The 22831-nt window shown below is 66.6% G+C and carries 21 protein-coding genes; 10 read left to right on the forward strand and 11 right to left on the reverse strand.

What is annotated here, in order from left to right; genetic code table 11:
* Positions 1-46: 46 nt before the first annotated feature.
* Genes HF690_RS14085 through HF690_RS14100 form a run of 4 tightly spaced genes read right to left on the reverse strand, consistent with a single transcriptional unit; the run spans position 47 to position 3006 of the window.
* Positions 47-1531 carry a hypothetical protein gene (locus HF690_RS14085; protein ID WP_168609894.1) on the reverse strand — a complete coding sequence of 495 codons (1485 nt, stop codon included), beginning with the start codon at positions 1529-1531 and terminating at the stop codon, positions 47-49.
* Positions 1528-1725: a hypothetical protein gene (locus HF690_RS14090; RefSeq protein ID WP_113065477.1), complete on the reverse strand. Its 198-nt coding sequence runs from the start codon at positions 1723-1725 to the stop codon at positions 1528-1530. Before HF690_RS14090 ends, HF690_RS14085 begins: the two co-directional genes overlap by 4 nt.
* Positions 1722-2618, reverse strand: a complete 897-nt coding sequence (locus tag HF690_RS14095) for an ABC transporter ATP-binding protein (RefSeq protein WP_113065476.1) — start codon at positions 2616-2618, stop codon at positions 1722-1724. The genes HF690_RS14090 and HF690_RS14095 overlap by 4 nt, the downstream gene beginning before the upstream one ends.
* 4 nt (positions 2619-2622) lie before the next feature.
* Positions 2623-3006, reverse strand: a complete 384-nt coding sequence (locus tag HF690_RS14100; protein ID WP_168609895.1) for a GntR family transcriptional regulator — start codon at positions 3004-3006, stop codon at positions 2623-2625.
* A 124-nt stretch (positions 3007-3130) separates the two neighbouring features.
* Here HF690_RS14100 and HF690_RS14105 point away from each other — a divergent pair, with 124 nt between their 5' ends.
* Positions 3131-4180: a bifunctional nicotinamide-nucleotide adenylyltransferase/Nudix hydroxylase gene (locus HF690_RS14105; protein WP_168609896.1), complete on the forward strand. Its 1050-nt coding sequence runs from the start codon at positions 3131-3133 to the stop codon at positions 4178-4180.
* Between the two features lie 64 nt (positions 4181-4244).
* On the forward strand, positions 4245-5663 hold the full coding sequence (locus HF690_RS14110) for a nicotinate phosphoribosyltransferase (RefSeq protein WP_168609897.1): 1419 nt from the start codon (positions 4245-4247) through the stop codon (positions 5661-5663).
* Between the two features lie 51 nt (positions 5664-5714).
* Here HF690_RS14110 and yjjJ read toward each other — a convergent pair whose 3' ends face one another.
* Entirely contained in the window at positions 5715-7094 is a 1380-nt protein-coding gene (gene yjjJ / locus HF690_RS14115) for a type II toxin-antitoxin system HipA family toxin YjjJ (protein ID WP_338042930.1), read from the reverse strand.
* Positions 7095-7213: 119 nt separating this feature from the next.
* A complete protein-coding gene (locus HF690_RS14120; protein WP_113065472.1) occupies positions 7214-8218 on the reverse strand; it encodes a class 1 fructose-bisphosphatase in 1005 nt (334 codons plus the stop codon).
* A 112-nt stretch (positions 8219-8330) separates the two neighbouring features.
* Between HF690_RS14120 and HF690_RS14125 the strand changes: the two genes are divergently transcribed.
* The 4 genes from HF690_RS14125 to HF690_RS14140 all read left to right on the forward strand — a co-directional run bounded on the left by HF690_RS14125 (position 8331) and on the right by HF690_RS14140 (position 12393).
* Positions 8331-8999, forward strand: coding sequence for a glutathione S-transferase family protein (locus HF690_RS14125; protein WP_193568525.1), 669 nt, complete (start codon positions 8331-8333; stop codon positions 8997-8999).
* Positions 9000-9038: 39 nt separating this feature from the next.
* Complete coding sequence (locus HF690_RS14130; protein WP_168609953.1) at positions 9039-9743, forward strand: helix-turn-helix transcriptional regulator; 705 nt, start codon at positions 9039-9041, stop codon at positions 9741-9743.
* Between the two features lie 82 nt (positions 9744-9825).
* On the forward strand, positions 9826-11604 hold the full coding sequence (locus tag HF690_RS14135) for a DUF885 domain-containing protein (protein WP_425495916.1): 1779 nt from the start codon (positions 9826-9828) through the stop codon (positions 11602-11604).
* A 171-nt stretch (positions 11605-11775) separates the two neighbouring features.
* The gene (locus HF690_RS14140) at positions 11776-12393 is read left to right on the forward strand and encodes an OmpW/AlkL family protein (RefSeq protein ID WP_168609899.1); all 618 of its coding nucleotides are present in this window, start codon (positions 11776-11778) and stop codon (positions 12391-12393) included.
* A 90-nt stretch (positions 12394-12483) separates the two neighbouring features.
* Here HF690_RS14140 and HF690_RS14145 read toward each other — a convergent pair whose 3' ends face one another.
* Complete coding sequence (locus HF690_RS14145; RefSeq protein WP_168609900.1) at positions 12484-13023, reverse strand: SRPBCC family protein; 540 nt, start codon at positions 13021-13023, stop codon at positions 12484-12486.
* Between the two features lie 130 nt (positions 13024-13153).
* On the opposite strand from HF690_RS14145, the gene HF690_RS14150 reads away from it, so the two are divergent.
* The 3 genes from HF690_RS14150 (at position 13154) to HF690_RS14160 (ending at position 16266) form a co-directional block, all read left to right on the forward strand.
* A complete protein-coding gene (locus HF690_RS14150) occupies positions 13154-13555 on the forward strand; it encodes an MbcA/ParS/Xre antitoxin family protein (protein ID WP_113065468.1) in 402 nt (133 codons plus the stop codon).
* Between the two features lie 50 nt (positions 13556-13605).
* Positions 13606-14310 (forward strand): RES family NAD+ phosphorylase, encoded by a 705-nt coding sequence (locus tag HF690_RS14155; RefSeq protein ID WP_240151785.1) that lies wholly within the window; start codon positions 13606-13608, stop codon positions 14308-14310.
* Between the two features lie 138 nt (positions 14311-14448).
* Positions 14449-16266 carry a chloride channel protein gene (locus tag HF690_RS14160; protein ID WP_205300844.1) on the forward strand — a complete coding sequence of 606 codons (1818 nt, stop codon included), beginning with the start codon at positions 14449-14451 and terminating at the stop codon, positions 16264-16266.
* 201 nt (positions 16267-16467) lie between these two features.
* Here HF690_RS14160 and guaD read toward each other — a convergent pair whose 3' ends face one another.
* The 3 genes from guaD to HF690_RS14175 all read right to left on the reverse strand — a co-directional run bounded on the left by guaD (position 16468) and on the right by HF690_RS14175 (position 20504).
* The gene (gene guaD / locus HF690_RS14165) at positions 16468-17826 is read right to left on the reverse strand and encodes a guanine deaminase (RefSeq protein ID WP_168609901.1); all 1359 of its coding nucleotides are present in this window, start codon (positions 17824-17826) and stop codon (positions 16468-16470) included.
* A 242-nt stretch (positions 17827-18068) separates the two neighbouring features.
* Entirely contained in the window at positions 18069-19460 is a 1392-nt protein-coding gene (gene ntrC, locus HF690_RS14170; protein WP_168609902.1) for a nitrogen regulation protein NR(I), read from the reverse strand.
* Between the two features lie 33 nt (positions 19461-19493).
* A complete protein-coding gene (locus HF690_RS14175; RefSeq protein WP_168609903.1) occupies positions 19494-20504 on the reverse strand; it encodes a two-component system sensor histidine kinase NtrB in 1011 nt (336 codons plus the stop codon).
* Positions 20505-20720: 216 nt separating this feature from the next.
* Between HF690_RS14175 and HF690_RS14180 the strand changes: the two genes are divergently transcribed.
* On the forward strand, positions 20721-21896 hold the full coding sequence (locus HF690_RS14180; RefSeq protein ID WP_168609904.1) for an acyltransferase family protein: 1176 nt from the start codon (positions 20721-20723) through the stop codon (positions 21894-21896).
* 1 nt (position 21897) lies between these two features.
* Here the strand turns inward: HF690_RS14180 and HF690_RS14185 are convergent, their stop codons facing one another.
* Positions 21898-22782, reverse strand: a complete 885-nt coding sequence (locus HF690_RS14185) for a DUF817 domain-containing protein (RefSeq protein ID WP_168609905.1) — start codon at positions 22780-22782, stop codon at positions 21898-21900.
* Between the last annotated feature and the right edge of the window lie 49 nt (positions 22783-22831).

Raw genomic sequence — 22831 nt, forward strand, 5'->3', positions numbered from 1 at the left:
CGGAGATCGCGCAAGTCAGGACGCACGAGATGGAGAAATGTATGCATCATCGTGGCGCCGTCGTGTCCAGCATCAGGAAGGCGTAGGCGCGATCCTGGAACCGCTTCATCCCGCGCCAGCCGAGCAGAAGGAGCATCGTTCCCATGCCGACCCACGTCGCGATCAGCACCCCGGTGAGGTCATTTGCGTAGGTCCACGAGTGGTGGCCGATCGAGGTCATCGGAATGAAGCACGACAGACTGGTCAGCAGCACGGTCAGCGTGATCAGGGTCGCCAGCTTCCAGGAGCGCATCGGACGACCGCCGAGCACGTCCAGCACCAGGGCGAACAGCAGTAGGCCGCAGCCGATCTGGCTAAGGGCCACGGCGACCATGCCCAGGGTGTGCATATGCAGCGCCCAGGACGCGACGAGCATCAGCGCCAGCACCACCGAAAGCGCGGTGGCGGGCGGGCGCAGGGCGGCGCGCAGAAGCGCGCGTTTGACCTGCGTGGGGTCGCCCAGACCGGGCATCAGGGCCAGCAGCGGAAGCTCGCTGTTGACTTGCGACCAGCGGCGACGAAGGGTCACGGCGCTCATGATCGCCAGCATGGCGGCGCCGAAGATACCGACCCACCCGATCATGCCGACGCTGAAGCCGCGTACTAGGGCGGTCATGGGCTTGCCGCCGGCCTGCATCACCAGCAGGAAGGGAAGAATCACCACCATCGGCAGCAAAGCCGGCGCCAGGTTGCGCAGGTGGCCGATGAAGGTGCGCGGCACGTACCAGCCGCCCAACGCCACGCGTAGCGCGCGCGGCACGTTCTGCGGACCGACGTTGCGCAGGTCCACGCGCGGCAGCATCCAGTCCGGACGGTGGCGCAGCGTGCTGCTGCCGTCCTGGCAGGCCATGCTCCATTCGTTCCAGCCGGACTTGCGCCGGAACTGCATCACCATCGCGCTGCTCAGGCCCTGCTCCAGGCGTTTTTCGGCGCGCACCAGCCGTCGCCAGCGCAGCACGATCACCAGGGTCAGAAGCAGCAGTGCGGGACCTGCCCATGCGAAGAACAGCGGCGAGGTCGGCCCCGGAATGGTGACGACGTGCTTCAGGGCGCCGTTCAGCGCCGGCAGAAAGGCGATCCACATGGCGATGTAGCGCGGCAGCGTCGTGAACGCCAGGCCGCCGACACAGAACAGCAGCAGCATCAGCGCGATCGCCAGGTAGTGGCCGCCGAATGCGCCCAGTACCAGCGTCGCGGGTACCACGCTGAGGATCAGGTAGAAGAGCAGGCTCAGGGTGATGCTGCGTGCAATGCCGGGCAGCCGAAGCTGATACGCGTCGACGGCCATCAGAAGCGTGCTGGCCATCAGGAACGCCCAGCCGTAGGCGAGACCGAAGCCGAGAATGGCGGCCGAGAGCAGTGGCCAGTCGGCACTGCCCGAGACGATGCCGGAGACGGCGGCGCCCAATGCGCACAGCACCAGCACTCCACCGCCGATCCAGCGCATCTGCGGCGGCGTGCCGCGCCATGGTGTGATCAGGATCGTGTTCATCGGCTCATCTCCAGACCTAGTCCGATCGCGGGCAGCAAAGCGCACCAGACCATCCAGGCGGGACCGGCGTGCAACAGCAGGGCGAGGCAGACCACGCACAACCCGATGAGTCCAATGCGCAGCGGCCAGTGGGATGCCTTGCCCTGCGAGGTCATCGGCGATCGCGCCGCGGAGGAAAAAACGCGCATGTTCATTCGGCGATCTCCACGAACAGGTCTTCCAGACCCAGCGCATCCACACGCGCACCGGGCAGGCGGGCGGCTTCGGGCCAGCTGCCGTCCACGGCGCGCTCGACCACCACGCTCAGGCTGCCGTCGTCATGACGATGGCGGCTCAGGGCGTGCGGCGGCGCGGCAGCGCTCTGGCCGGCGGGCAGCCACAGGCGCGCGTAGCGTTCCTTGGTTTCGTCCAGGCCACAGTGAAGCAGCAGTTGGCCGTCGTGCAGGAAGGCGATTTCGGATGCTGCACGTTCCAGGTCGGAGACGATGTGGGTCGAGAACAGCACCGTCGCACCAGCCTCGCCGGCACGCAGGGCCACTTCGCGAAGCAGGTCGCGGCGCGCCACCGGGTCCAGCGCCGCGGCCGGTTCGTCCAGCACAAGCAGATCCGGCTGCGAGGCCAGGGCGCGGACCAGATCCACGCGCTGGCGCTCGCCCGGCGACAGCTTGGCCATTACGCGGTTGGTCGGAAGTTCCCAGCGCTGCATGGTGCGTTCGACGAAGCGCTCGTCCCAGTTCGGGTAGAAGCGCGACAGATAGTCGAACATCTGCGTCGCGGTCAGCCAGGCCAGCGCCTCCGGCTGCTGCGGCACGTAGGCGATGCGTGCCTTGGCGGCGTCGGACAGGCGCAGGGCCGGTTCGCCGAACACGAGCGCTTCGCCGGCCAGCGGTTCGAGCAGGCCGAGCATGGCGCGTATCAGGGTGGACTTGCCCGCGCCGTTGCGGCCGATCAGGCCCAGCACGCTGCCGCGTGGCAGGTCCAGATCGACGCCGCGCAGGGCGTTGCGTCCTTCGTAGGCATGGGCGACGCCGCGCACCGAAAGCGGCGCGTCCAGGGCGGGTTCGTCCATGTGCAGTACGGCGTTCATGCTTTTATTCCCCCAGCAGTCGTTGCAGCCGACGTAGAACCTCGTCGGCGGGCAGTTCCAGCTCGCGCGCCTGGCGCGCGGTTTCGTGTAGATGCGGTTCCAGCAGTTGCATGCGCTCGTCCTCGCTACGGCTGATGCCCTGTCCGGTCGCCACCACCATGCCCCGGCCGCGCTGGCGTTCGAGCAGACCCTCGGATTCGGCCAGACCGTAGGCGCGTGACACAGTCATCGGATTGACTGCGTGGAAGCCGGCCACCTCGCGCACCGACGGCAGTTTCTCGCCGGGCGTCAGCTGGCCGCCGGCGATCAGGCGCCGCAGTTGTTCGACGATCTGCCGGTAGATCGGTTCCGGCGACGTCGGTTGAATGGTGAGGATCGATGCATCCATGTGTATTAATACAACAATACAGTTGGGTTGAAGTCAAGTCCTTTGCACCGTCCCGGTGGCGGCGTACGATGGAAACGAGCCGCGGGACAGACCCGCGGTGACAACGCCACCGTGAGGGAGTCTCATGGACTACGACTATCTGGTCTTCATCGGCCGCTTCGAACCGTTCCACAACGGTCACGCCGCCGTCGCCCGCGCCGCCCTGGGCCGCGCGCGCAAACTCATTTTCCTGGTCGGCTGTGCCGACGCCCCCCGTACCATCCGCAATCCCTGGACTGTCGCCGAGCGTGAAATCATGGCGCGCGCGGCGCTGGAGGACGTGGCCGATCGCCTGCTGTTCCGCCCATTGCGCGACCATCTCTACAACGAGGCGCACTGGCTGGCCGACGTGCAGCGCGCGGTCGCCGAGGTCGTGCAGGCCGACGGCGTCGTCGGCGACGCGCGCATCGGGCTGATCGGCCAGGACAAGGACGCCAGCAGCTACTACCTGCGCGAGTTCCCGCAATGGCCGCTGCAGGACGTGCAGCGCACCGAGACGCTGTCGGCCACCGAGCTGCGGCGCTACCTGTTCGAGGCCGCCGACGAGGACGGCAACGGCGCGATGCGCCTGCTGCAGGCCAACGTACCCGCGCCGGTGTTCGAGATGCTCGATGCGTTCCGCCGCAACACTCCGGCCTACACGCAGTTGGTCGAGGAATACCGCTTCATCCGCGACTACCGCGCCGGCTGGTCCGACGCGCCCTACCCGCCGACCTTCGTCACCGCCGACGCGGTGGTGGTGCACTCGGGTCATGTGCTGCTAGTGCGTCGCCGCGCGGCCCCGGGCAAGGGGCTGTGGGCGCTGCCCGGCGGTTTCGTGCAGCAGGAAGAGAGCATCCTCGACAGCTGCCTGCGCGAGCTGCGTGAGGAGACTCGCCTGAAGCTTCCGCTGCCGGTGCTGCGCGGGTCGCTCAGAGGCCGGCACGTGTTCGATCATCCGGAGCGTTCGCTGCGCGGGCGCACCATCACCCACGCCTTCCATTTCGACTTCCCCAGCGGCGAGCTGCCCCGCGTGCGCGGTGGCGACGATGCCGAGAAGGCGCGCTGGTTCCCGGTCGCCGAAGCGCTGGACATGGGCCCGCGCCTGTTCGAGGACCATCTGCATATCCTCGAGTTCGTCCTCGGTCGCAGCTGATGCGGTCGATCCCGCCGGCGGACAGACCGCCGGTTCATTCCCCGACGAGAAGGAGCTTTTCGTCATGCGCCATCTAGATAACCTCATCCTCGATACCGACAGCTACAAGGCCAGCCACTGGCTGCAGTACCCGCCGCACACCGACGGCACGTTCTTCTACGTCGAATCGCGCGGCGGCCGTTACGACCGCACGCTGTTCTTCGGTCTGCAGGCGATCCTCAAGGAACGGCTGTCACGGCCGGTCACCCATGCCGACGTCGACGAGGCGGCGGCGTTCTTCGACGCCCACGGCGAGCCGTTCAACGCGGACGGCTGGCGGCACATCGTCGACGCCCACGGCGGGCGATTGCCGCTGCGCATCCGCGCCGTGCCCGAGGGCAGCGTGGTGCCGGTGCACCACGCGCTGGCGACCATCGAATCGACCGACCCGCAGGCGTTCTGGCTGCCCAGCTATGTCGAGACCCTGCTGCTGCGCCTGTGGTATCCGGTCACCGTGGCCACCATCAGCTGGCACGTGAAACGCATGATCGGCGAGTTTCTCGAACGCACCAGCGACGACCCGGAAGGCCAGCTGGACTTCAAGCTGCATGACTTCGGCGCGCGCGGCGTGTCCAGCGCCGAGTCGGCCGGTCTCGGCGGCGCGGCGCACCTGGTGAACTTCCTCGGTACCGACACCATCGCCGGCGTGCTCACGGCGAAGGCCTACTACCACGAGCCGATGGCGGGTTTCTCGATCCCGGCCTCGGAACACAGCACCATGACCAGTTGGGGCCGCGACCGCGAGGTCGACGCCTATCGCAACATGCTGCGCAGGCTGGGCCGCGAGGGTGGCCTGGTGGCAGTGGTGTCGGATAGCTACGACATCTATCGCGCGGTGCGCGAACACTGGGGCCGCACGTTGCGCCAGGAAGTCATCGACTCGGGCGCTACGCTGGTGGTCCGCCCCGACTCGGGTGACCCGGTCGAGGTCGTGCTGCGCTGCCTGCAGCTGCTCGACGAAGCCTTTGGCTGCAGCGTCAATGGCAAGGGCTTCAAGGTGCTCAACCACGTGCGCGTGATCCAGGGCGATGGCGTCGATCCGGACAGCATCCGCGCGATCCTGGAGCGTGTCACCGAGGCCGGCTACGCCACCGACAACCTCACCTTCGGCATGGGCGGCGGTTTGCTGCAGAAGCTCAATCGCGATACCCAGAAGTTTGCGCTGAAGTGCTCGGCGGCGCATGTCGACGGACGCTGGATCGACGTCTACAAGCAGCCCGTCACCGACCCCGGCAAGAACTCCAAGCGCGGCCGCCTGACGCTGCTTCGCCACCGTGAATACGGCACCTGGAAGACCGTCGAGGTGCCGCCGGAACTGACCCGCGTCGATGCGCTGCAGCCGCCGGTCGGCTGGGCGCACGCCATGGAGACGGTATGGGAAAACGGCGAGCTGTTGCGCGACTGGCGCTTCGAGGAGATCCGCGCGCGCAGCAACGCGGAGTGAAGCAAGCATTTGGGCGGTGCGCAGCGCTCTGTGCACCGTCCGGCCTGATGTTCAGCCGAAGCGCTTCAAGGTCTCACGAATGCGGGCGGCATTGGCCCCGGCGATGTCATGGAAAGAAGAGCTGATCCTGGAATCTTCGGCAAGCGTGCACCAATACCCTTCGGCCAAAGAGGCGGCTTCGCGCCAGACATCCAGAAATTCCGGAAGCGGCGAAGGCGGTTCCGTCACGTGACCGGGTAGCGCACCGCTGGTCTTCGGGCGATACGCCATGGGCAGCATGTCGTAGCTGGGCGCCAATCGCAGTGGCAACGCGTCGTCCAGAAAGAAGCCGAGGTTGCCGAAATGCATGTCGTTGTTCGCGATCAGGCGGCCGAACCACCAGCGCAGGCTCATCTGCCTGGCATCGTCCGCAGAGATCCAGTCGCCCCGTTGCAGTCGAAGTGCCGCATGTGCCCAGTCGTCACGTTCTCCGTAATGGGCATCGTCGAGGGCGGCGAGGGTGACGAATCCGCGACGCCCATGTGCTCCGATGCGATCAAAGCGGATCGATTCCAGATAGCGCCTGTCATCGGCATCGATGCAGTCGACAAGCGCGCACTCGATGCCGTGTGCGCTCATGAGACGTGCCGCGATGTACTCGGCATGCAGCAGGTCGGCCCATCGTCGAGCAACAGCGTCGCCGGTATCGAGACGCTCCGTGAATTTCACGATGACGTCGCGCACGGAGCCGTCATCTTCAAGGATTCTGGTCGCGAACTTGGGTTGTTCACCGGCGGCCGAGGAACCGACCGGGTCGCCCCGCATCGCCGCTTGGGCAAGCTCGGCATAACGCGAGCCTCTTTGTTCGGCATCGATGGTTCGAGGCGGTGTTTCCAGGGCGCGTTTCAACGCGTTCTCGCCGACCACGAAGTTGCCGGGCGCATCGTCACCGCGCAACAGCAGCGCGGTGAGCGTGTCGGCGGCGTCCCACAAGTTCAGTTCGTTGCGCAGACCCAGTTCATTGGCGTGGCGCTGTGCGAACGCGCGACCCAGAAAACCCTGTGGCTGCATGTCGTCCATGAACCAGGGAAGACCCGGGAACAAACCCCGGGAGAACTCCCCGCGCAGCCACGCGGGAGCATGGTCGGTTTCGAGATAGAAATGATCGTCGTGCAGCGCATGCAACAGTGCGAACCGATGGGGACGACCCTGCGTGTCGATGCGATAGAGCGGCCAGCGGCTACCCAGCCCGCGGACATCGCGCGCCAGCGCGTAACGCGTGGCGCGGGCGCGACCCATGTGCACGATGTGCTCGCCTGCATCCGCGATACGCCGCGAAAGAGTGGGCTGGCTGATCCCGAGTTCACGACTCAGGTCCGCCGCGGCGCTGGGGCCGCGGCGACGTAGGGTATTCAGCAAAGCCACCACCATGGCGTCCGTCTGTGCAGGCATACGCACTTTAGTGAATAGATAGATGAATTAACTTTTACAAGAAAAAACCTTTACAAACAATTAAGAATGAAAAAAATTAAACAAATAAGAATAGATACTTGAATAGATAGTTTGGGTGGTTACACGTCCAGATGATAGCGCTCAGCGGCCTCGACTTCGGCCTTCGAGCCTAGGAACACCGGCACGCGCTGGTGCAGGGCTTCGGGCTGCAGTTCCATGATGCGACCGTGGCCGGTGCTGGCTGCGCCGCCGGCCTGTTCGACGATGAAGGCCATCGGGTTGGCCTCGTACATCAGCCGCAGCTTGCCGCCCTTGGCGGCGATCTTGCTGTCCAGCGGATAGCTGAAGATGCCGCCGCGAGTCAGGATGCGGTGCACATCGGCCACCATCGAGGCCACCCAGCGCATGTTGAAGTCGCGTTCGCGCGGGCCTTCCTTGCCGGCCAGCAGGTCGCCGACGTAGCGCTGCATCGGCGCTTCCCAGTAGCGCTGGTTGGACATGTTCACGGCGAACTCGGAGGTCTCCTCGGGAATCATCGCGTCACGGCGGGTGAGGATGAAGCTGCCGACCTCGCGGTCCAGGGTGAACACGTGGGTGCCGTGGCCGAGCGTCAGCACCAGCAGTGTGCTCGGGCCGTAGACCACGTAGCCGGCGGCGACCTGCTGCGTGCCCGGCTGCAGGAACTCGTTCACCGAGACATCCTGCCGATGGCCCTGCGGCCGGCGCAGCACCGAAAAGATGGTGCCCACGGCAATGTTCACGTCGATGTTGGAACTGCCATCGAGCGGATCGAACAGCAGCAGGTAGCCGCCCTTGGGATAGGCGTCGGGAATCGGCTGCGGGTCGGCCATCTCCTCCGAGGCGCAGGCGGCCAGATGCCCGCCCCAGGCGTTGGCGTCGAGCAGGATCTCGTTGGACAACACGTCGAGCTTCTTCTGCGCCTCGCCCTGCACGTTGTCCGAGCCGGCCTCGCCCAGCACGCCGCCCAGCGCGCCCTTGCCGGTCGCCACGCCGATGCGCTTGCAGGCGCGCGCGACCACTTCCAGCAGCTGGGTCAGGTCGGTGCTGCCGTAGCCGGCGCGGCGTTCCTCGGTCAGGAACTGGGTCAGGGTGATGGACTTCATGGCGGGATTCCGTCGCGGAGAAAGGCGCTATTGTCGCGGACGCGGGCCGCCCCCGAAAGTCGCCGCCCCGTTCAGGCTGCTGACACCACGCTGGCAGCAGGCGCGGTGCATGATGCACGCATCGACCCACCGATCGAGGAGTGATCCCGTGAGCCCGACCCCGTACGTCACTTTTTTCCATGCCCCGCACAGTCGTTCCGGCGGGACCCGTGCCCTGTTCGAGGAGCTGGGCGTGGACTACGACATGCATGTGCTGAACCTGAAGACCGGCACGCAGCGCGATGCGGAATACCTGGCCATCAATCCGATGGGCAAGGTGCCGGCGATCCGCCATGGCGATGCGCTGATCACCGAGCAGCCGGCGGTGATGATGTACCTGGCCGATCTGTATCCGGAGAAAGGCCTGGCGCCGCCGCTGGGCGATCCGCTGCGCGGCCCTTATCTACGTTGGATGGTGTTCTACGGGTCCTGCCTGGAACCGGCGGTCATGGACCATTCGGCCAAGCGCGAACCGGTGCCGGCGATGCAGAGCGGCTACGGCGACTACGACTGCGTGATCCGGGTGCTGGCCGAACAGCTCGAACAGGGGCCGTACCTGCTGGGCGAGCGCTTTACCGCCGCCGATGTGCTGTACGGCTGCGCACTGCGCTGGTTCCTGATGTGGAAACTGGTGCCGGATCTTCCGGTGTTCCGGGCCTACGTCGAGCGCGTGACCTCGCGCGAAGGCATCCAGCGTGCGGATCGCAAGGACGAAGCGCTGGCGGCCAGCCAGGAGGGCTGATCCGTCGCGGCCGGCGGCGACATGCGCGATGATGCGCGCATGCGCCGCGCCGACCGCCTGTTCCAGATCATCCACGCCCTGCGCGGGCGGCGCACCGCCCTGCCCGCGCGCCAACTGGCGGAGCTGCTGGAAGTGTCACTGCGTACGGTCTATCGGGACGTGGCCGATCTGCAGCGCTCCGGTGTGCCGATCGAGGGCGAGGCCGGCGTCGGCTACGTGTTGCGCAAGGGGGCGGACGTGCCGCCTCTGATGTTCCGTCCCGAAGAGCTGGAAGCGCTGGTGGTCGGCGCGCGCTTCGCCCGCGCCTTCGCCGGCACGCGACTGGCCGCCGGCGCGGCCACGGCCATGCGCAAGATCGAGGCGGTGCTGCCCGAAAACCTGCGCGAACGCGCCGATCGCACGCGCATCTTTGCGCCTGTTTTCGAGGATCGTCATCAAGCCGATTTCGCCCGGATCATCGACTGCCTGCACGCCGCCATCGACGCACGGCAGGCGTTGCAACTGTGCTACCGGAATCTGGCCGAGCAACCCAGTGCGCGCGTGGTCGAACCGCTGTGCCTGGCATTCTGGGGCGGCAAGTGGACGCTGGGCGCGTGGTGCCGTATGCGCGGCGATTTCCGCAACTTCCGCCTCGACCGCATCAGCGTCATCGACGATGCCGGCGAATGTTTCGAGGACGATCCGGCGCGCGGCCTGCAGGCGTATCTGGCCGCCGTCCGTCGCCGCCCGCACGCGCCGGGCTGATCGCGACGAACCTTCGGCACGTGCCCGCGCCGGTCGGGTCTGCGATCATCGCCGAATGGGTGTTCACGCAGGCAGAAACATGATGAAGCAGTGGCTGGGCTGGATGATGGCGGGCGCGTTGCTGGCGGGCGCGTTGCTGGCGGCGCCGCTGGCGCACGCGCAGGCGACGTCGCCGGATGCGCGCTTCAAGGCCATCTACCAGCAGGAATGGGCCTGGCGCAGCGGCGCCTCGCGCGGACCGGCGAGCATGGATCTGCCCGACAACAGCCGTCTGGACACGGTCGACGCCGCCGATCAGGCCAAGCGACTGGCGTACTGGAAGAAGGTGCTGGCCGAACTGGACGCGCTCGACGTGGATGCACTCTCGCCCGCCGAGCGCATCAACTATGCGGTCTACCATCGCCAGATCGCCAACTTCGTCGCCGACGGCAACTTCAAGGCTTGGCAGATGCCGTTCAACAGCGATTCGGCGTTCTGGTCGGACCTGGGCTATGAACTGAATGCCGGTCGCCTGCACACGCCGGCCGATTATCGTGCGTATCTGGCCAAACTGCGCCAGGTACCGCGCTACTTCGCGCAGCAGGAAGCCAACATGAAGTTGGGGCTGGCGCGAGGATTCAGCGTGCCGCGTGCCGTACTGGACGGGCGCGACAAGTCGATCGCCTCTGTGGCCCACCTCACGGACCCGACCCGCAGCAGCTTCTACAAACCGTTCGAGCATCTGCCGGCGAGCCTGTCGGCGGACCAGGCGCAGGACTTGAAGAACCGCGCGCTGTCGGTCATTCGCGACGACGTGATTCCTGCCTACGCCGGACTGCTGAAATTCTTCGACGACACCTATGTGCCGAACGCGCGCACCACGCTGGCCGCCGAGGCGCTGCCGGACGGCAAGGCGTATTACCGTCAGCAGATCCGCGCCTTCACCACCTTGGACCTGACGCCGGATGCCATTCATGCGATCGGTCTGAAGCAGGTCGCGAAGATCCACGCGCAGATGCTGGCGACGATGCGCAAGACGGGTTTCCAGGGCGGTTTCGCCGAGTTTCTGACCTATCTGCGCACCGACCCGAAGTTCTACGCGAAGACGCCGCAGGAACTGCTCGACAAGACCGCCTGGGTGGCGAAGGAGGTCGATGGCAAGCTGTCGCGCTTCTTCGGCCACCTGCCGCGCGAGCGCTTCACCATCGAACCGGTGCCGGCCGATATCGCGCCGTACTACACCTCCGGTCGCGGCGGTCCGCACGTGTATCTGGTCAACACCTATGATCTGAAGTCGCGCCCGCTGTACAACATGCCGGCGCTGACCCTGCACGAGTCCTATCCCGGCCATGCCCTGCAGCTGGAACTGGCCGACGAGGCCAGGAACCAGCCGGCCTTCCGCCGCGACGGCTACATCTCCGCCTACGGTGAGGGCTGGGCGCTGTACTCGGAATATCTGGGCAACGAGATGGGCATCTACAAGACGCCCTACCAGCGCTTCGGCTTTCTGACCTACCAGATGTGGCGCGCATGCCGGCTGGTGGTCGACACCGGCATCCATCATCTGGGCTGGAGCCGTCAGCAGGCTGTCGACTATATGCTGAAGAACACCGCGCTCAGCCGCCGCGAGATCGAGAACGAGGTCGACCGCTACATCAGCTGGCCCGGCCAGGCGCTCAGCTACGAGCTGGGCTATCTGGAAATCCGCCGTCTGCGCGCCAAGGCGGAAAAGGCACTGGGGCCGAAGTTCGACCTGCGTGCGTTCCACGACACCGTGTTGTCGACCGGCTCGGTGCCATTACCAGTACTGGCGCGTCGCATCGATCGCTTCATCACCGAGGGCGGTCCGGAACCGGATTACGGTGCCGAGGGTACGCGCTGACAACGCAGGCAGCGCCGCGGCGCAGCTTTGCATGACTCATCAAAGGTCTTTCGTGGCCCCCTGCGGCAGCGCGTCGCAGGCTGCGTGTACTTGATCCTGGTCAACATTCGCCGGTCTGTCCGGACACACACTCCTCGCCGAAATCCAACGCTGCTACCGAGGAGTACGACAATGAAAAAGTTGATGGGAACCGCACTGGTCGCGGCCATCGCGCTGGCCGGCGTCGGTCAGGCGCATGCTGCCGACGGCGACTGGGTGGTGAAGGTCGGCGCCCATGTGGTGGAGCCGAAGTCCGATAATGGCACCCTCGCGGGCGGCGCCCTGAAGGCGGACATCGGCAGCTCGACGCGTCCGACCATCACGGCCGAGTACTTCTTCACCCCGCACGTGGGGCTGGAAGTGCTGGCTTCGACGCCCTTCCAGCACACGGTGCGCCTGAACGGCGCCAAGGCGGCAACCTTCAAGCATCTGCCGCCGACGATCAGCTTGCAGTATCACTTCCGTCCGCAGGCGACGGTGTCGCCGTTCGTCGGTCTGGGCGTGAACTACACCTACGTGTTCGGCGAACACACCACCGGACCGCTGGCCGGTACCCGCCTGAGCGTGAACGACTCGTTCGGCGTGGCCGCGCATGCGGGCCTGGACTTCCGTCTGAATCCGAAATGGCTGTTCACGGTCGATGCGCGCTGGATCAACATCGACGCCAAGGCCAAGGTCAACGGCGTTTCGGTCGGCACCGTGCATGTCGATCCGTGGGTCTACGGCGTGGCCGTGGGCTACCGCTTCTGAGCGCATCCGGTAGGGGACGGACCCGCGGTCGGCCGGAAACGGTCGGGCGCGGGTTTTTGCATGCTGCGTGCACGATGCGGAAAAGCGCGCTCAATGTGCGGTCGCTGCGCGCGGACGGTCGCTGAAGCGCGCCAACCGCGTCACCTGTTCCGTGATGACCCGGTCGACGGCGGGGGCGACGTCGCTCAGCTGACTCAGGGACGATCCGTTGACGCGATAATCGACCTCGACGCGCGTGCCGCCGTCATGCGGGGTCAGGGCGAAACGCAGCACGCCCTCCACCGCCATCGTCTGCAGCGGCCCCAATGCGCCCTCCAGCACCAGTGCATGGCCGGGCAGTGCCGCAATGACGCGCGCATGCTCGACTGAACCGCCATTCCAGTGTTCGCAGAAGCAGCCACCGGCGCGTGCCTGCAGGGAAAGATTCTGGGCCTTGCCGGAGAAAGTGTGCGAGGAACTCCACCAGCGGTCGATGCGAAGAAGATCGGCGTAGACCCTTTTCGGCGCATGGGCCACATCGACCTGCACGTGAACGTGGAAACCGTCGGCTGCGTGTTGCACGACGTCGGCTCGGGCGGGTATCGCGAAGATCGGCGTCAGCAGACAAGCCAGTACGAGGATGTTTTTCATGCGCATGCCCGGTTGGCGGTTTGCCTGCCAGTGTACGCAGGAAAAACACGGCGTGAACAACCGGAGGCGCTATGCGCAAAAATTCCACAAATGGAGTAAAATATAAAATAACTTCATGTGGAGAAGTTCCATGTCCGCGCTTGCCGCATCCGATTATCCGCTGCATGAGCACGACGGCACCCTCGACGGCCCGGCCCTTCGCGCATTCTTCCGTCTGGCCGAAGCATGGAAACTGCGCGTTGCCGAGCAACGGCGTCTGCTGGGCGACCCGCCGCAATCGACCTTCTACAAATGGAAGCGCGAAGGCGAGGGCGCACTGGGGCGCGATACGCTGGAGCGCATCAGCTATCTGCTCGGCATCTGGAAAGACCTGCAGATTCTGCTGCCGAATCCCGAGCGTGCCGATGCCTGGGTCCGGCGCTCCAACGACGCCGCGCCGTTCGGCGGTCGCAGCGCGCTGGACCGCATGCTTTCCGGCAATGTGGCCGACCTCTACGTCGTGCGCGAGTATCTCGACGCCCAGCGCGGCTGATCCGGACGCCGTTCTCGGACACTGAGATGCCGGCCAAGCAGACTGAAGTCATGGACGAACCCCCGAAGAAACGCGTGCGATGGACGCACGCCTACCGCATCGTATCCAGCCGTTTTCCGCCGGTCGGTGCCTTCGATCGCATCGCCGAACCGGGCGATCTGGAAGCGCTCTACGCCATCGAGGCGATGACCAATCCGCGACTGCGCCAGGAACTGGGCGAACTGTCGCTGGTGCCCGAGTCGCGCCGCATCAGCGGTCCGGGCAGCACGCCGGTAATGGCGGCCTTCACCCACCTCAACCCGGAAGGAAGCCGGTTTTCCGACGGCAGCTACGGCGTGTTCTACGCCGCGCACCGCGTCGCCACGGCGATCGAGGAAACCGTCTATCACCGCGAATGCTTCCTGGCCGCCACGCGCGAGCCACCGATCCATCTGCAGATGCGCTGCTACCGCACGTCGATCTCGGCCACCCTGCACGACCTGCGCGGCGGCTGGCCGAAGGCGCATGATCCGGACGACTACGGATATGGTCAGGCGCTGGGCAGGAGACTTCGCCGCCATGGCAGCAACGGCATCGTCTACGACAGCGTGCGCGATGTCGGAAGCCAGTGTGTGGCTGCGTTCTATCCGGATGTGGTTGCACCGTGCGTGCAGGCCGGTCACTACATCTACCGCTGGGATGGCACGCGCATCAGTGCCGTGCTGGAAGTGGCTTCGGTGACGCAGCGGGTCGACGGTTCCAGCGCCAAACCCTGAATCGAACGCACGCTTCGCGTTCCGCTGCGTTGCAATGCATGGCCGCAGGGCGGAGGATGGGTGAGTTGAGCGCTTGCAGGATGCAGGCGAAAGCGGCCGCGCGGAGATTCGCGCTGAATGGATGTCGAGGAGGCAGGCGTGCGCAAGAACATCGTCATGGGGCAACGCGATATGGTGCGCGAAGCGCGCATCGAGGCGGGCATGGCCCTGATGGCGGTCGCGGTCGGGGTGGTCGCGGGGTTCGGCGCGCTGGCGTTCCGCGCATTGATCGCGGTGTTCCACAACCTGTTCTTCTTCGGGCGCTTCAGCACGGCGTTCGATGCGCTCAAGCACGCCGAAGCCAGTACATGGGGCGCGTGGATCATCGCCGTGCCGATCGTCGGCGCGCTCATTGTCACGTTCCTGGTCAAGACGTTCGCGCCGGAGGCCAAGGGCCATGGCGTGCCGGAAGTGATCGATGCGGTGCACTTCAAGCGTGGCTTCATCCGTGCGCCGGTGGCGCTGATCAAGGCGCTGGCGTCCTCCATTTCCATCGGTTCGGGCGGCGCGGTCGGCCGCGAGGGACCGATCATCCAGATCGGCGCGACCTTCGGTTCGATGCTGGCGCGCTGGACGCGCATTCCGGAATGGCAGCGCCTGGCCCTGATCGCCTGCGGTGGCGGCGCGGGCATCGCCGCGACCTTCAACACGCCGATCGGCGGCGTGCTGTTCGCCACCGAGATCCTGCTGGTCGAGATCAGCGCGCGCACGCTGATCCCGGTGATGATCGCGACCGGCACCGCCAGCCTGATCGGGCGCGCCTTCTTCGGTGATCATCCATCCTTCATCCTGCCGCCGCTGGTGCTGGATCACCCGGTGCTGGGTTCGGGCATGCCGGCGCTGGCCGCGTACGTGGTGCTCGGTCTGCTGACCGGGGTGGCGGCGATGGCGTTCACGCGCTCGATCTACTGGTTCGAGGACCTGTTCCAGCGCATGCCCGGTAACGACTACCTGCGCCACGTGATCGGCATGGCCATCGTCGGCGTCATGATGTACCTGCTGCTGCAGCATGCCGGGCACTACTACGTCGAGGGCGTGGGCTACGCCACCATCCAGGACATCCTCAACGGCGGCCTGACCGCGGGCGGCCTGGTCCTGCTGCTGGCGGTGCTGAAGTTGCTGGCGACCTCGCTGACGCTGGGCTCGGGTGCGTCGGGCGGTGTGTTCTCGCCGGCGCTGTTCATCGGCGCGACGCTAGGCGCGGCCTTCGCCGCCGGCCTGCATGTGCTGTTCCCGGGCGTCGACATCAGTCCCGCGACCACGGCGGTGATCGGCATGGCCTGTATGGTCGGCGCCAGCACCGGCGCGGCGGTCACGGCGGTGGTGATGATCTTCGAGATGACGCGCGACTACCACGCCATCATCCCGCTCATCATCAGCGTGTCCGTGGCCTATTCGGTGCGCCGTCTGTTGATGGTGGACACCATCTACACAATGAAGCTGAGCCGGCGCGGACAGCGCATTCCGGTAGCGATCCAGAGCCAGCTCTATCTGGCCCGGCGCGCGCTGGAATTCATCCGTGCGCCGTTCACGTGCCTGGATGCGGACGCCACGCTGGGAATGGCGCTGGACCTTCGCCGTGGCCATTACCGCACGCCGCGCGTGGTGCTGGTGGAGAATGGCCGGCTGGTCGGTGTGGTGCCAGCGCGCATCCTGCGTGCGGCGCGGCGCGGGTTGGAGCGTGATCTGCCTCTACGCGATCTGGCTGATACGCACGTGGCCGTGGTGCAGAGCGACATCCGCGTGTTCGACCTGATCGCCGCGTTGCGCCAGCAGCAATGCCGCAACGCCATCATGACCCGCGACGGCGCGATGGAGAACGCCGGTAGCGTGGTCGGTGTGGTGACGTGGGAAGACCTGGTCGAGAACACCAATCTGTCCGACTATCTCGATCACGGGCGCACGTCGGATACCTGACGATTCGAGCTGCAAGATCGCATCCGTCGCGATGGCGATGCGTTCGTCGGGGTGACGGTGGAACCCACGTTCGTTCGCTGGAGTCTCGCAGCACGTTTTGGTGCGCCTACCTGGATCCGTGGCCGGGTCGCAGCGATTGCCGGTACGTGTCCCCAAGAGGTGAGACGTCGCATGGACCGGATCGTGCGACGCGATGTCGGTTCAGAGCACGCGGCGCGTGACCGGTTCGCCGTGATCGCGGTCGTGGCGCAGGATGCCGGCGATCCAGGTGGCGCGCACGGCGCGGTCGTCGCCGAGGGTCATCAACACGGCGAGCGCCTCATCCAGACTGTCGACATGCTGCATGCGCGCAGCCATCAGCGGCGTGGCACGCAGGTCGAGCACGGCCAGATCCGCTTCCATGCCTGGCGCAATGCTGCCGATCCGATCGTCCAGGTGCAGCGCGTGGGCGCCGCCGCGGGTGGCCAGATACAGCGCGTGCGCCGGTGAGAGCGGCGCGTCGCGCAGCTGCGCCACCTTGCCGGCTTCGTCCATGGTGCGCAGCATCGAGAAGCTGGTGCCGGCGCCGAGATCGGTGCCCAGTCCGACCCGTACCGGCCGTTCCGCGCGTTTGGCGGCGGCCAGATCGAACAGGCCGCTGCCGAGGAACAGGTTCGAGGTCGGGCAGTGCGCCAGCGCGGTGTCGCTGTCGTGGCAGCGTCCGTATTCGCGCTCGCATAGATGAATGCCGTGCGCGTAGATTGCGCGCGGGCCGAGCAGGCCGAAGCGGTCGTAGACGTCCAGATAGTCGCGCGCGTCCGGGAACAGCTCGCGCACCCAGTCCACCTCGGCACGATTCTCGGACAGATGGGATTGCACGAAGCAGTCGGGATGCTCGCGCCACAGCGCACCGGCCGCTTCGAGTTGCGCCGGCGAGCAGCTCGGCGCGAAGCGTGGCGTAATGGCGTAGCCGAGCCGACCCTGTCCGTGCCAGCGTGCAATCAGCGCGGCGGAGTCGTCGTAGCCGGATTGCGCGGTGTCGCATAGCGCCGGCGGTGCGTGACGATCCATCAGCACCTTGCCGGCGACGAGCCGCATATCCAGCCCTTGCGCGATCTCGAACAGCGCGTCCACCGATTGCGGGTGCACGGTGCAGAACACTGCCGCACTGGTGATGCCGTTGCGCAGGTTCTCGCCCAGGTACAGCCGCGCCATGGCGCGGGCGTGATCGATGTCGGCGTAGGCCTGCTCGGCGGGGAAGGTGTAGCGTTCGAGCCAGTCCAGCAGCGGCAGGCCGCGCGCGCCAATAATCGGCAACTGCGGATAGTGCACGTGGGTGTCGACGAAGCCGGCGGTAATCAGTGCGTGCGGATAGTGTTCGACCGGCGTGTCGGCCGGCAGCCGCGGCAGCAGCTCGGCAGCAGGCCCGATGGCGTCGATCCGGCCGTCCCGCATCACCACCAGCGCATCGCGCTCGTACTGCAGGCTGGCGTCGAGACCGTCGACGAACGGATCGCCGCGGAAGCTGAGCACGTCGCCGCGCAGGGCCGTGCAGGGGGAATCGGAAGCGGGCTGGGTCATGGATTTGATGACACGGAAACTCGGCGCAAGCCTAGCAGCCCGGCGCGGGCATGGCGCATGGTGTGATCGATGTTCTTCATGCTGCGTCGCTTGCGCGGTCTGTCGGGCCGCGAACTGCGGTGAACAGGTCGCGCCATCGAAGCGTTCGTGCCTGGGCCTGTCTGTGCGTAAGCGGCGTAGCCGATGTGGGCATGCAGAGGCGTGATCGCCCAGGTTCGGGCGCAGCACGCGAGCACGAAGGGTTATCCGTCATGCGGCTTGCGTGTGCGCGAAGCGCCCAGTTTGCGCGTCAGCGTGTTGCGGCCCACGCCCAGCGCTTCGGCGGCGTGACCGCGATGACCCTCGTGCGCGGCCAGCGCGGTTTCCAGAAGTGTGCGGTCCAGCGTGTCGCGGGCGCGGGCGTGGATGTCCGCTTCGCCGTCGGCCAGCGCCTGCTCGGCCCAGGCACGCAGGCCCTCGCTCCAGATTTCGCCGGGTGGCGGCGCGGGTTCGTCGCGGCCGCGGCCGAGGTCGGCGGAGCGGATCTCCGCGCCGGGCGCGATCACCACGAGACGACGGCACAGGTTCTCCAGTTCGCGTACGTTGCCGGGGAAATCCTGTCGCGTTAGCGCGCGCAGGGCCGAGGCGGCGAAGCGTTTCGGTGCGACTTTCAGTTCGCGCGCGGCGGCGGCGAGGAAATGCCGCGCCAGCAGCGGGATGTCATCGCGGCGTTGGCGCAGCGCCGGCAGGGCGATGCGCACCACATCCAGGCGATGCTTGAGATCGGCGCGGAAGCGGCCCTCGCCGATCAGCGCGTCCAGGTCCTGGTGCGTCGCGGCGACGATGCGCACGTCGCAGCGCAGCAGTTCGCGGCCGCCGACGCGGTAGAACTCGCCCTCGGCCAGCACGCGTAGCAGGCGCGTCTGCAGCGACGCCGGCATGTCGCCGATTTCGTCGAGGAACAGCGTGCCGCCCTCGGCCTGTTCGAAACGGCCGGCGTGGCGACGGGTCGCGCCGGTGAAGGCGCCGGCCTCGTGGCCGAACAGTTCACTCTCCAGCAGTTCGGCGGGAATGGCGGCGGTGTTCAGGGCCACGAACGGCCGCTCTCGGCGCGTGCTTTCGGCGTGCAGTGCGCGCGCGGCCAGTTCCTTGCCGGTGCCGGTCTCACCGGTGATCAGCACGTTGAGATCGCTGGCAGCGACGCGTCCGATCAGGCGGAACACCTCGCGCATGGCGGCGCTTTCGCCGAGCAGGGCGTCGGCCGGTGCGTCGGGGACGACGGGATCTTCGGTCGGTGCTTCGGTTAGCGCGCGCGCGACCGCTTCCACGGCCTGATCCAGATCGAACGGCTTGGCCAGGTAGTCGAGGGCGCCGGCGCGGTAGGCGGCGGCGGTGGTGGCGATGTCGGTGAACGCACTCATCACGATGACTGGTGTCTCGCTCTGCGCGCGCAGTTCGCGCAGCAGGGTCAGGCCGTCCTCACCGGGCATGCGCACGTCGGTCAGCAGTAGCGCCGGCGCGCCGGCGGGCAAGGCGGCGCGCACCGCCTCGGCGCTGCCGAACTCACGCACTTCGTGGCCGGCGTCGCGCAGGGCGGCAGCCAGCACGAAACGCACGTTGCGGTCGTCGTCGGCGATCCAGATTTCACGGTTCATGGGCAGTCGCCACTCTATCGAGGTCGGGTTGCGTCAGGCATGTGCGTCGCCCAGCGGCAGGTACAGGGAAAAAACGGTGTTGCCGGGTCGGCTGCTGCAGCGCAGTTCTCCGCCGTGTTCGTGCGCAGTTTCGCGCGCCAGCGCCAGGCCGAGGCCGGTGCCGTCGGCACGGCCGGAGACCAGTGGCTGGAACAGCGTGTCGCGTAGCGTTTCGGGTACGCCGCCGCCATCGTCGATGACGTCCACGCGCAGCGCCGTACGCAGTATGCGGTCACCGAGGCGCAGGCCGTGTTCGATGCGGGTGCGGAAGGTGAGCGTTTGTGCGCCAGCCTCGACCGCGTTGCGCGCCAGGTTCAGCAGCAACTGCTGCAGGCGGTCGGCGTCACCGGTACCGGCGGGCAGGCTGGGGTCGTAGTCGTGGACGATGCGCGGGGCCTGGGTCTGGCCGTCCAGCACCGCCTCGACGCGGCCCAGCACCGCGTGCATGTCGACCGGACCGAGCTGCGGCCGGCCGCCGTGTCGCAGCAGGCGGTCGGCCAGCGTGGCCAGGCGGTCGGCCTCGGCGATGACCATGCCGGCGAGGTCGGCCAGCCCGGCGTCTTCGACGCGTCGCTGCAGCAGTTGCGCCGCGCCGCGCAGACCAGCGAGCGGGTTCTTCACCTCGTGCGCGAAGCCGCGCAGCGTGGCCGACAGCGGCGTGTCGGTGCCGGCGTTGTCGCTGAGCGCGTGGACTTCCAGCAGCAGCGTGTCCGGCGCGCGCACCTGCAGATCCAGATCCGCGCACAGGCTTCCGCCGTGCAGCGTGTGAAGGGTGACCGCGCGCAGGCGCACCTGGGGCTGCTCGGCCAGCACGCGGGCCACCTGCTCAGCGAAACCCGGTTCGGCCACCAGCGCTGAGAAGTCCTGTCCGCGCAGGCTGCGCACGCCGACTTCCAGCGTCTCGGCTAGTGCATCGTTCAGCCAGAGCACGCGCAGATTGCGGTCCAGCAGGGCGATGCCGGTGGCCAGGATGCCGAGATCATCGGTTGAAAACGGTGCGGACATTGCACCAATCTAGTGCGATGTCACGCGTCCTGCAATGCGCCGAGGACGTTGCACTACGAGACGGCACGTCTGTGGGTGGACGGTGTCGGCATCTTGACGCGATACAGGCGGGACGCGCGTGCCAGAGCCGGCTCGGCAGATACGGGCATCTTGAGTCGCAGTTGGAACCTCTTGTGCCTCCGGGCACACTGTCGTGCCGACTTTCACTTCGTACCGATGACATCTACCGATTCCCGCCCGCTTGCCCGCAACGCCGGCATCGACCTGCTGCGCGGCGTGTCGATCCTGCTGGTGGTGATGAATCACATCGGTTTGCGCATTCCATTGCATCGCACCGCTCTGGGCGAAGTGCTGCCGACGTGGCTGCTGAAGGCGCTGATCTACAACGGTCTGCCGGCGGTGTATGTGTTCTTCGTGGTGTCTGGCTTCCTCATCACGCGCAACGCGCTGCAACGATGGGGGACGCTCGGAGCAGTGCATCTGCGCGACTTTTACGTGCGGCGTTTCGCGCGCATCGTGCCGTTGCTGGTGATGCTGATCGCGGTGCTCGGACTGTTGCACGAGCTTGGCATACACGACTACGTGATCCACCGCTCGACGCAATCGCTGGGTGGTGCGGTCGCCTCGGCGTTCGGTCTGTATCTGAATGTGTACGAGGCGCATACCGGCTATTTGCCCGGCAACTGGGATGTGCTGTGGTCGCTGTCGATCGAGGAGTTGTTCTATCTCGGTTTCCCGTTGCTGTGTCTGCTGCTGCGGCGTGTGCGCTTCATGGCGCCGCTGTTGGTGCTGCTGGTGCTGTCGCTGCCGTACACGCGCGGTCTGGCTGCGGGCAACGAGATCTGGATGGAGAAAGCGTATCTGCCGGGGATGTCGGCGATCGCCAGCGGCGTGCTCGGCGCGTTGCTGGCCGCGCGCTGGCAGGCTTCCGCTTCGGCAGCAAGGGCGATGGTCATCGGCGGCGGGCTGGTGCTGACCGGATTGCTGCTCCGAGGCGATCTGCTGTGGCCGTATCTGGGCAACGGCGTCATGTTGCTGCTGGTGCTGTCGACCGTGACGCTGGTGCTGGGCCTGCATGCGCGCGCGGCCGTAGCGCCGGCTGCACGGCGGCCGCTTCCGGGTTTCGGCTGGCTGCGTGCTTGCGGACGGCTCAGTTACGAGATCTATCTGACCCACATGTTCGTGGTCTTCGTGGCCGTGGATCTTTATCGTGCAGTGGGTCGACCCTTGGCGACGGGTTTTCTGTGGTATCCACCGATTCTGCTGGTGGCCGGAGGCCTGGGTTGGGTCGTGGCGCGCTGGATTTCACAACCTTGCGAACGAGGTCTGCGTGCACGCTGGTTGCGTTCCGCGTCGACCGGCGTAGTCGCATCCGGGCGCGTGGCGACCTAGCCTACGGTGCCTGTCGGCCGATGCGCGCAGCTGGCGGAACGGCGCGATGCAGGCGTTGCTTGAGGCCCTTGAGGTCGGCCACGATCACAAAGGTCATCACCACCAGCAGTGCCCAGGAACCGATCTTCCCCGCGTGCACCATGCGCCAGCTCAGGTGCTGATCGGGGTAGGTCCACGCGCCGAGGAAGGTCGCCGCGTTCTCGGCGAGCCACAGGAAAAAGCCGATCAGCACGAACGCCAGCGGCAGCGGCATCCACAGGCGTCGTCGCCACGGCGTGAAGTACACCCGCGTGCGGCGGTACAGTCCGAGCAACAGCAGGGCCAGCAGCCAGCGCAGATCGGGCAGGAAGTGGTGGGTGAAGAAGTTGGCGTAGATCGCGATCGCCACGGCGGCGCTGCGTCGCGGATCGGGCGCATCGTGCAGGCGCAGATCGAAATGGCGCCAGGCCTGGATCATGTAACTGGCTACCGCGGCATACATGAACCCGGCGTACAGCGGTACGCCGAGCAGTTTGCTGTAGGCAAATTCGGGGTAGCTCCAGGAGCCGATGGCCGGGTTGGACTTGAACGCCTCCAGCGCGAAGCCGAGCAGGTGGAACAGGCAGATGGCTTTCAGTTCGTCACGCGTTTCCAGGCCGGTCCACAGCATCGCGGCTTGCAGCGCGATGGCCCCGAGCAGAATGGCGTCGTAGCGAGGTAGAGGCGCAGCCGACAGCGCACGCGATGCAGCCAGCACCAGAAAGAAGCCGCCTGCGAAGCTGCAGCTGACGGCTTTCTTCAGGCCGAACCAGAGGAATTCGCGCAGCGCGTCCGCGCGCACGGTGTGCGGTGCAGTCAGCCAGGCGCGCAACACGCGGATATTCGCCATCGGGAAACGCAAGGTCATGCGTGCAAGCATGGCTGTGCGCGAAGCGGTGGCTCGGGCGGAACGTGGC

Source organism: Oleiagrimonas citrea (assembly GCF_012395255.1).
GTDB lineage: Bacteria > Pseudomonadota > Gammaproteobacteria > Xanthomonadales > Rhodanobacteraceae > Oleiagrimonas > Oleiagrimonas citrea.

What these genes read in the sequence shown, in the direction of transcription:
- HF690_RS14085 (WP_168609894.1), bottom strand. Translation starts at nt 1,531, where the DNA reads ATGAACACGATCCTGATCACACCATGGCGCGGCACGCCGCCGCAGATG.
- HF690_RS14090 (WP_113065477.1), bottom strand. Translation starts at nt 1,725, where the DNA reads ATGAACATGCGCGTTTTTTCCTCCGCGGCGCGATCGCCGATGACCTCG.
- HF690_RS14095 (WP_113065476.1), bottom strand. Translation starts at nt 2,618, where the DNA reads ATGAACGCCGTACTGCACATGGACGAACCCGCCCTGGACGCGCCGCTT.
- HF690_RS14100 (WP_168609895.1), bottom strand. Translation starts at nt 3,006, where the DNA reads ATGGATGCATCGATCCTCACCATTCAACCGACGTCGCCGGAACCGATC.
- HF690_RS14105 (WP_168609896.1), top strand. Translation starts at nt 3,131, where the DNA reads ATGGACTACGACTATCTGGTCTTCATCGGCCGCTTCGAACCGTTCCAC.
- HF690_RS14110 (WP_168609897.1), top strand. Translation starts at nt 4,245, where the DNA reads ATGCGCCATCTAGATAACCTCATCCTCGATACCGACAGCTACAAGGCC.
- yjjJ (WP_338042930.1), bottom strand. Translation starts at nt 7,094, where the DNA reads ATGCCTGCACAGACGGACGCCATGGTGGTGGCTTTGCTGAATACCCTA.
- HF690_RS14120 (WP_113065472.1), bottom strand. Translation starts at nt 8,218, where the DNA reads ATGAAGTCCATCACCCTGACCCAGTTCCTGACCGAGGAACGCCGCGCC.
- HF690_RS14125 (WP_193568525.1), top strand. Translation starts at nt 8,331, where the DNA reads ATGCACGCATCGACCCACCGATCGAGGAGTGATCCCGTGAGCCCGACC.
- HF690_RS14130 (WP_168609953.1), top strand. Translation starts at nt 9,039, where the DNA reads ATGCGCCGCGCCGACCGCCTGTTCCAGATCATCCACGCCCTGCGCGGG.
- HF690_RS14135 (WP_425495916.1), top strand. Translation starts at nt 9,826, where the DNA reads ATGAAGCAGTGGCTGGGCTGGATGATGGCGGGCGCGTTGCTGGCGGGC.
- HF690_RS14140 (WP_168609899.1), top strand. Translation starts at nt 11,776, where the DNA reads ATGAAAAAGTTGATGGGAACCGCACTGGTCGCGGCCATCGCGCTGGCC.
- HF690_RS14145 (WP_168609900.1), bottom strand. Translation starts at nt 13,023, where the DNA reads ATGAAAAACATCCTCGTACTGGCTTGTCTGCTGACGCCGATCTTCGCG.
- HF690_RS14150 (WP_113065468.1), top strand. Translation starts at nt 13,154, where the DNA reads ATGTCCGCGCTTGCCGCATCCGATTATCCGCTGCATGAGCACGACGGC.
- HF690_RS14155 (WP_240151785.1), top strand. Translation starts at nt 13,606, where the DNA reads ATGGACGAACCCCCGAAGAAACGCGTGCGATGGACGCACGCCTACCGC.
- guaD (WP_168609901.1), bottom strand. Translation starts at nt 17,826, where the DNA reads ATGACCCAGCCCGCTTCCGATTCCCCCTGCACGGCCCTGCGCGGCGAC.
- ntrC (WP_168609902.1), bottom strand. Translation starts at nt 19,460, where the DNA reads ATGAACCGTGAAATCTGGATCGCCGACGACGACCGCAACGTGCGTTTC.
- HF690_RS14175 (WP_168609903.1), bottom strand. Translation starts at nt 20,504, where the DNA reads ATGTCCGCACCGTTTTCAACCGATGATCTCGGCATCCTGGCCACCGGC.
- HF690_RS14180 (WP_168609904.1), top strand. Translation starts at nt 20,721, where the DNA reads ATGACATCTACCGATTCCCGCCCGCTTGCCCGCAACGCCGGCATCGAC.
- HF690_RS14185 (WP_168609905.1), bottom strand. Translation starts at nt 22,782, where the DNA reads ATGACCTTGCGTTTCCCGATGGCGAATATCCGCGTGTTGCGCGCCTGG.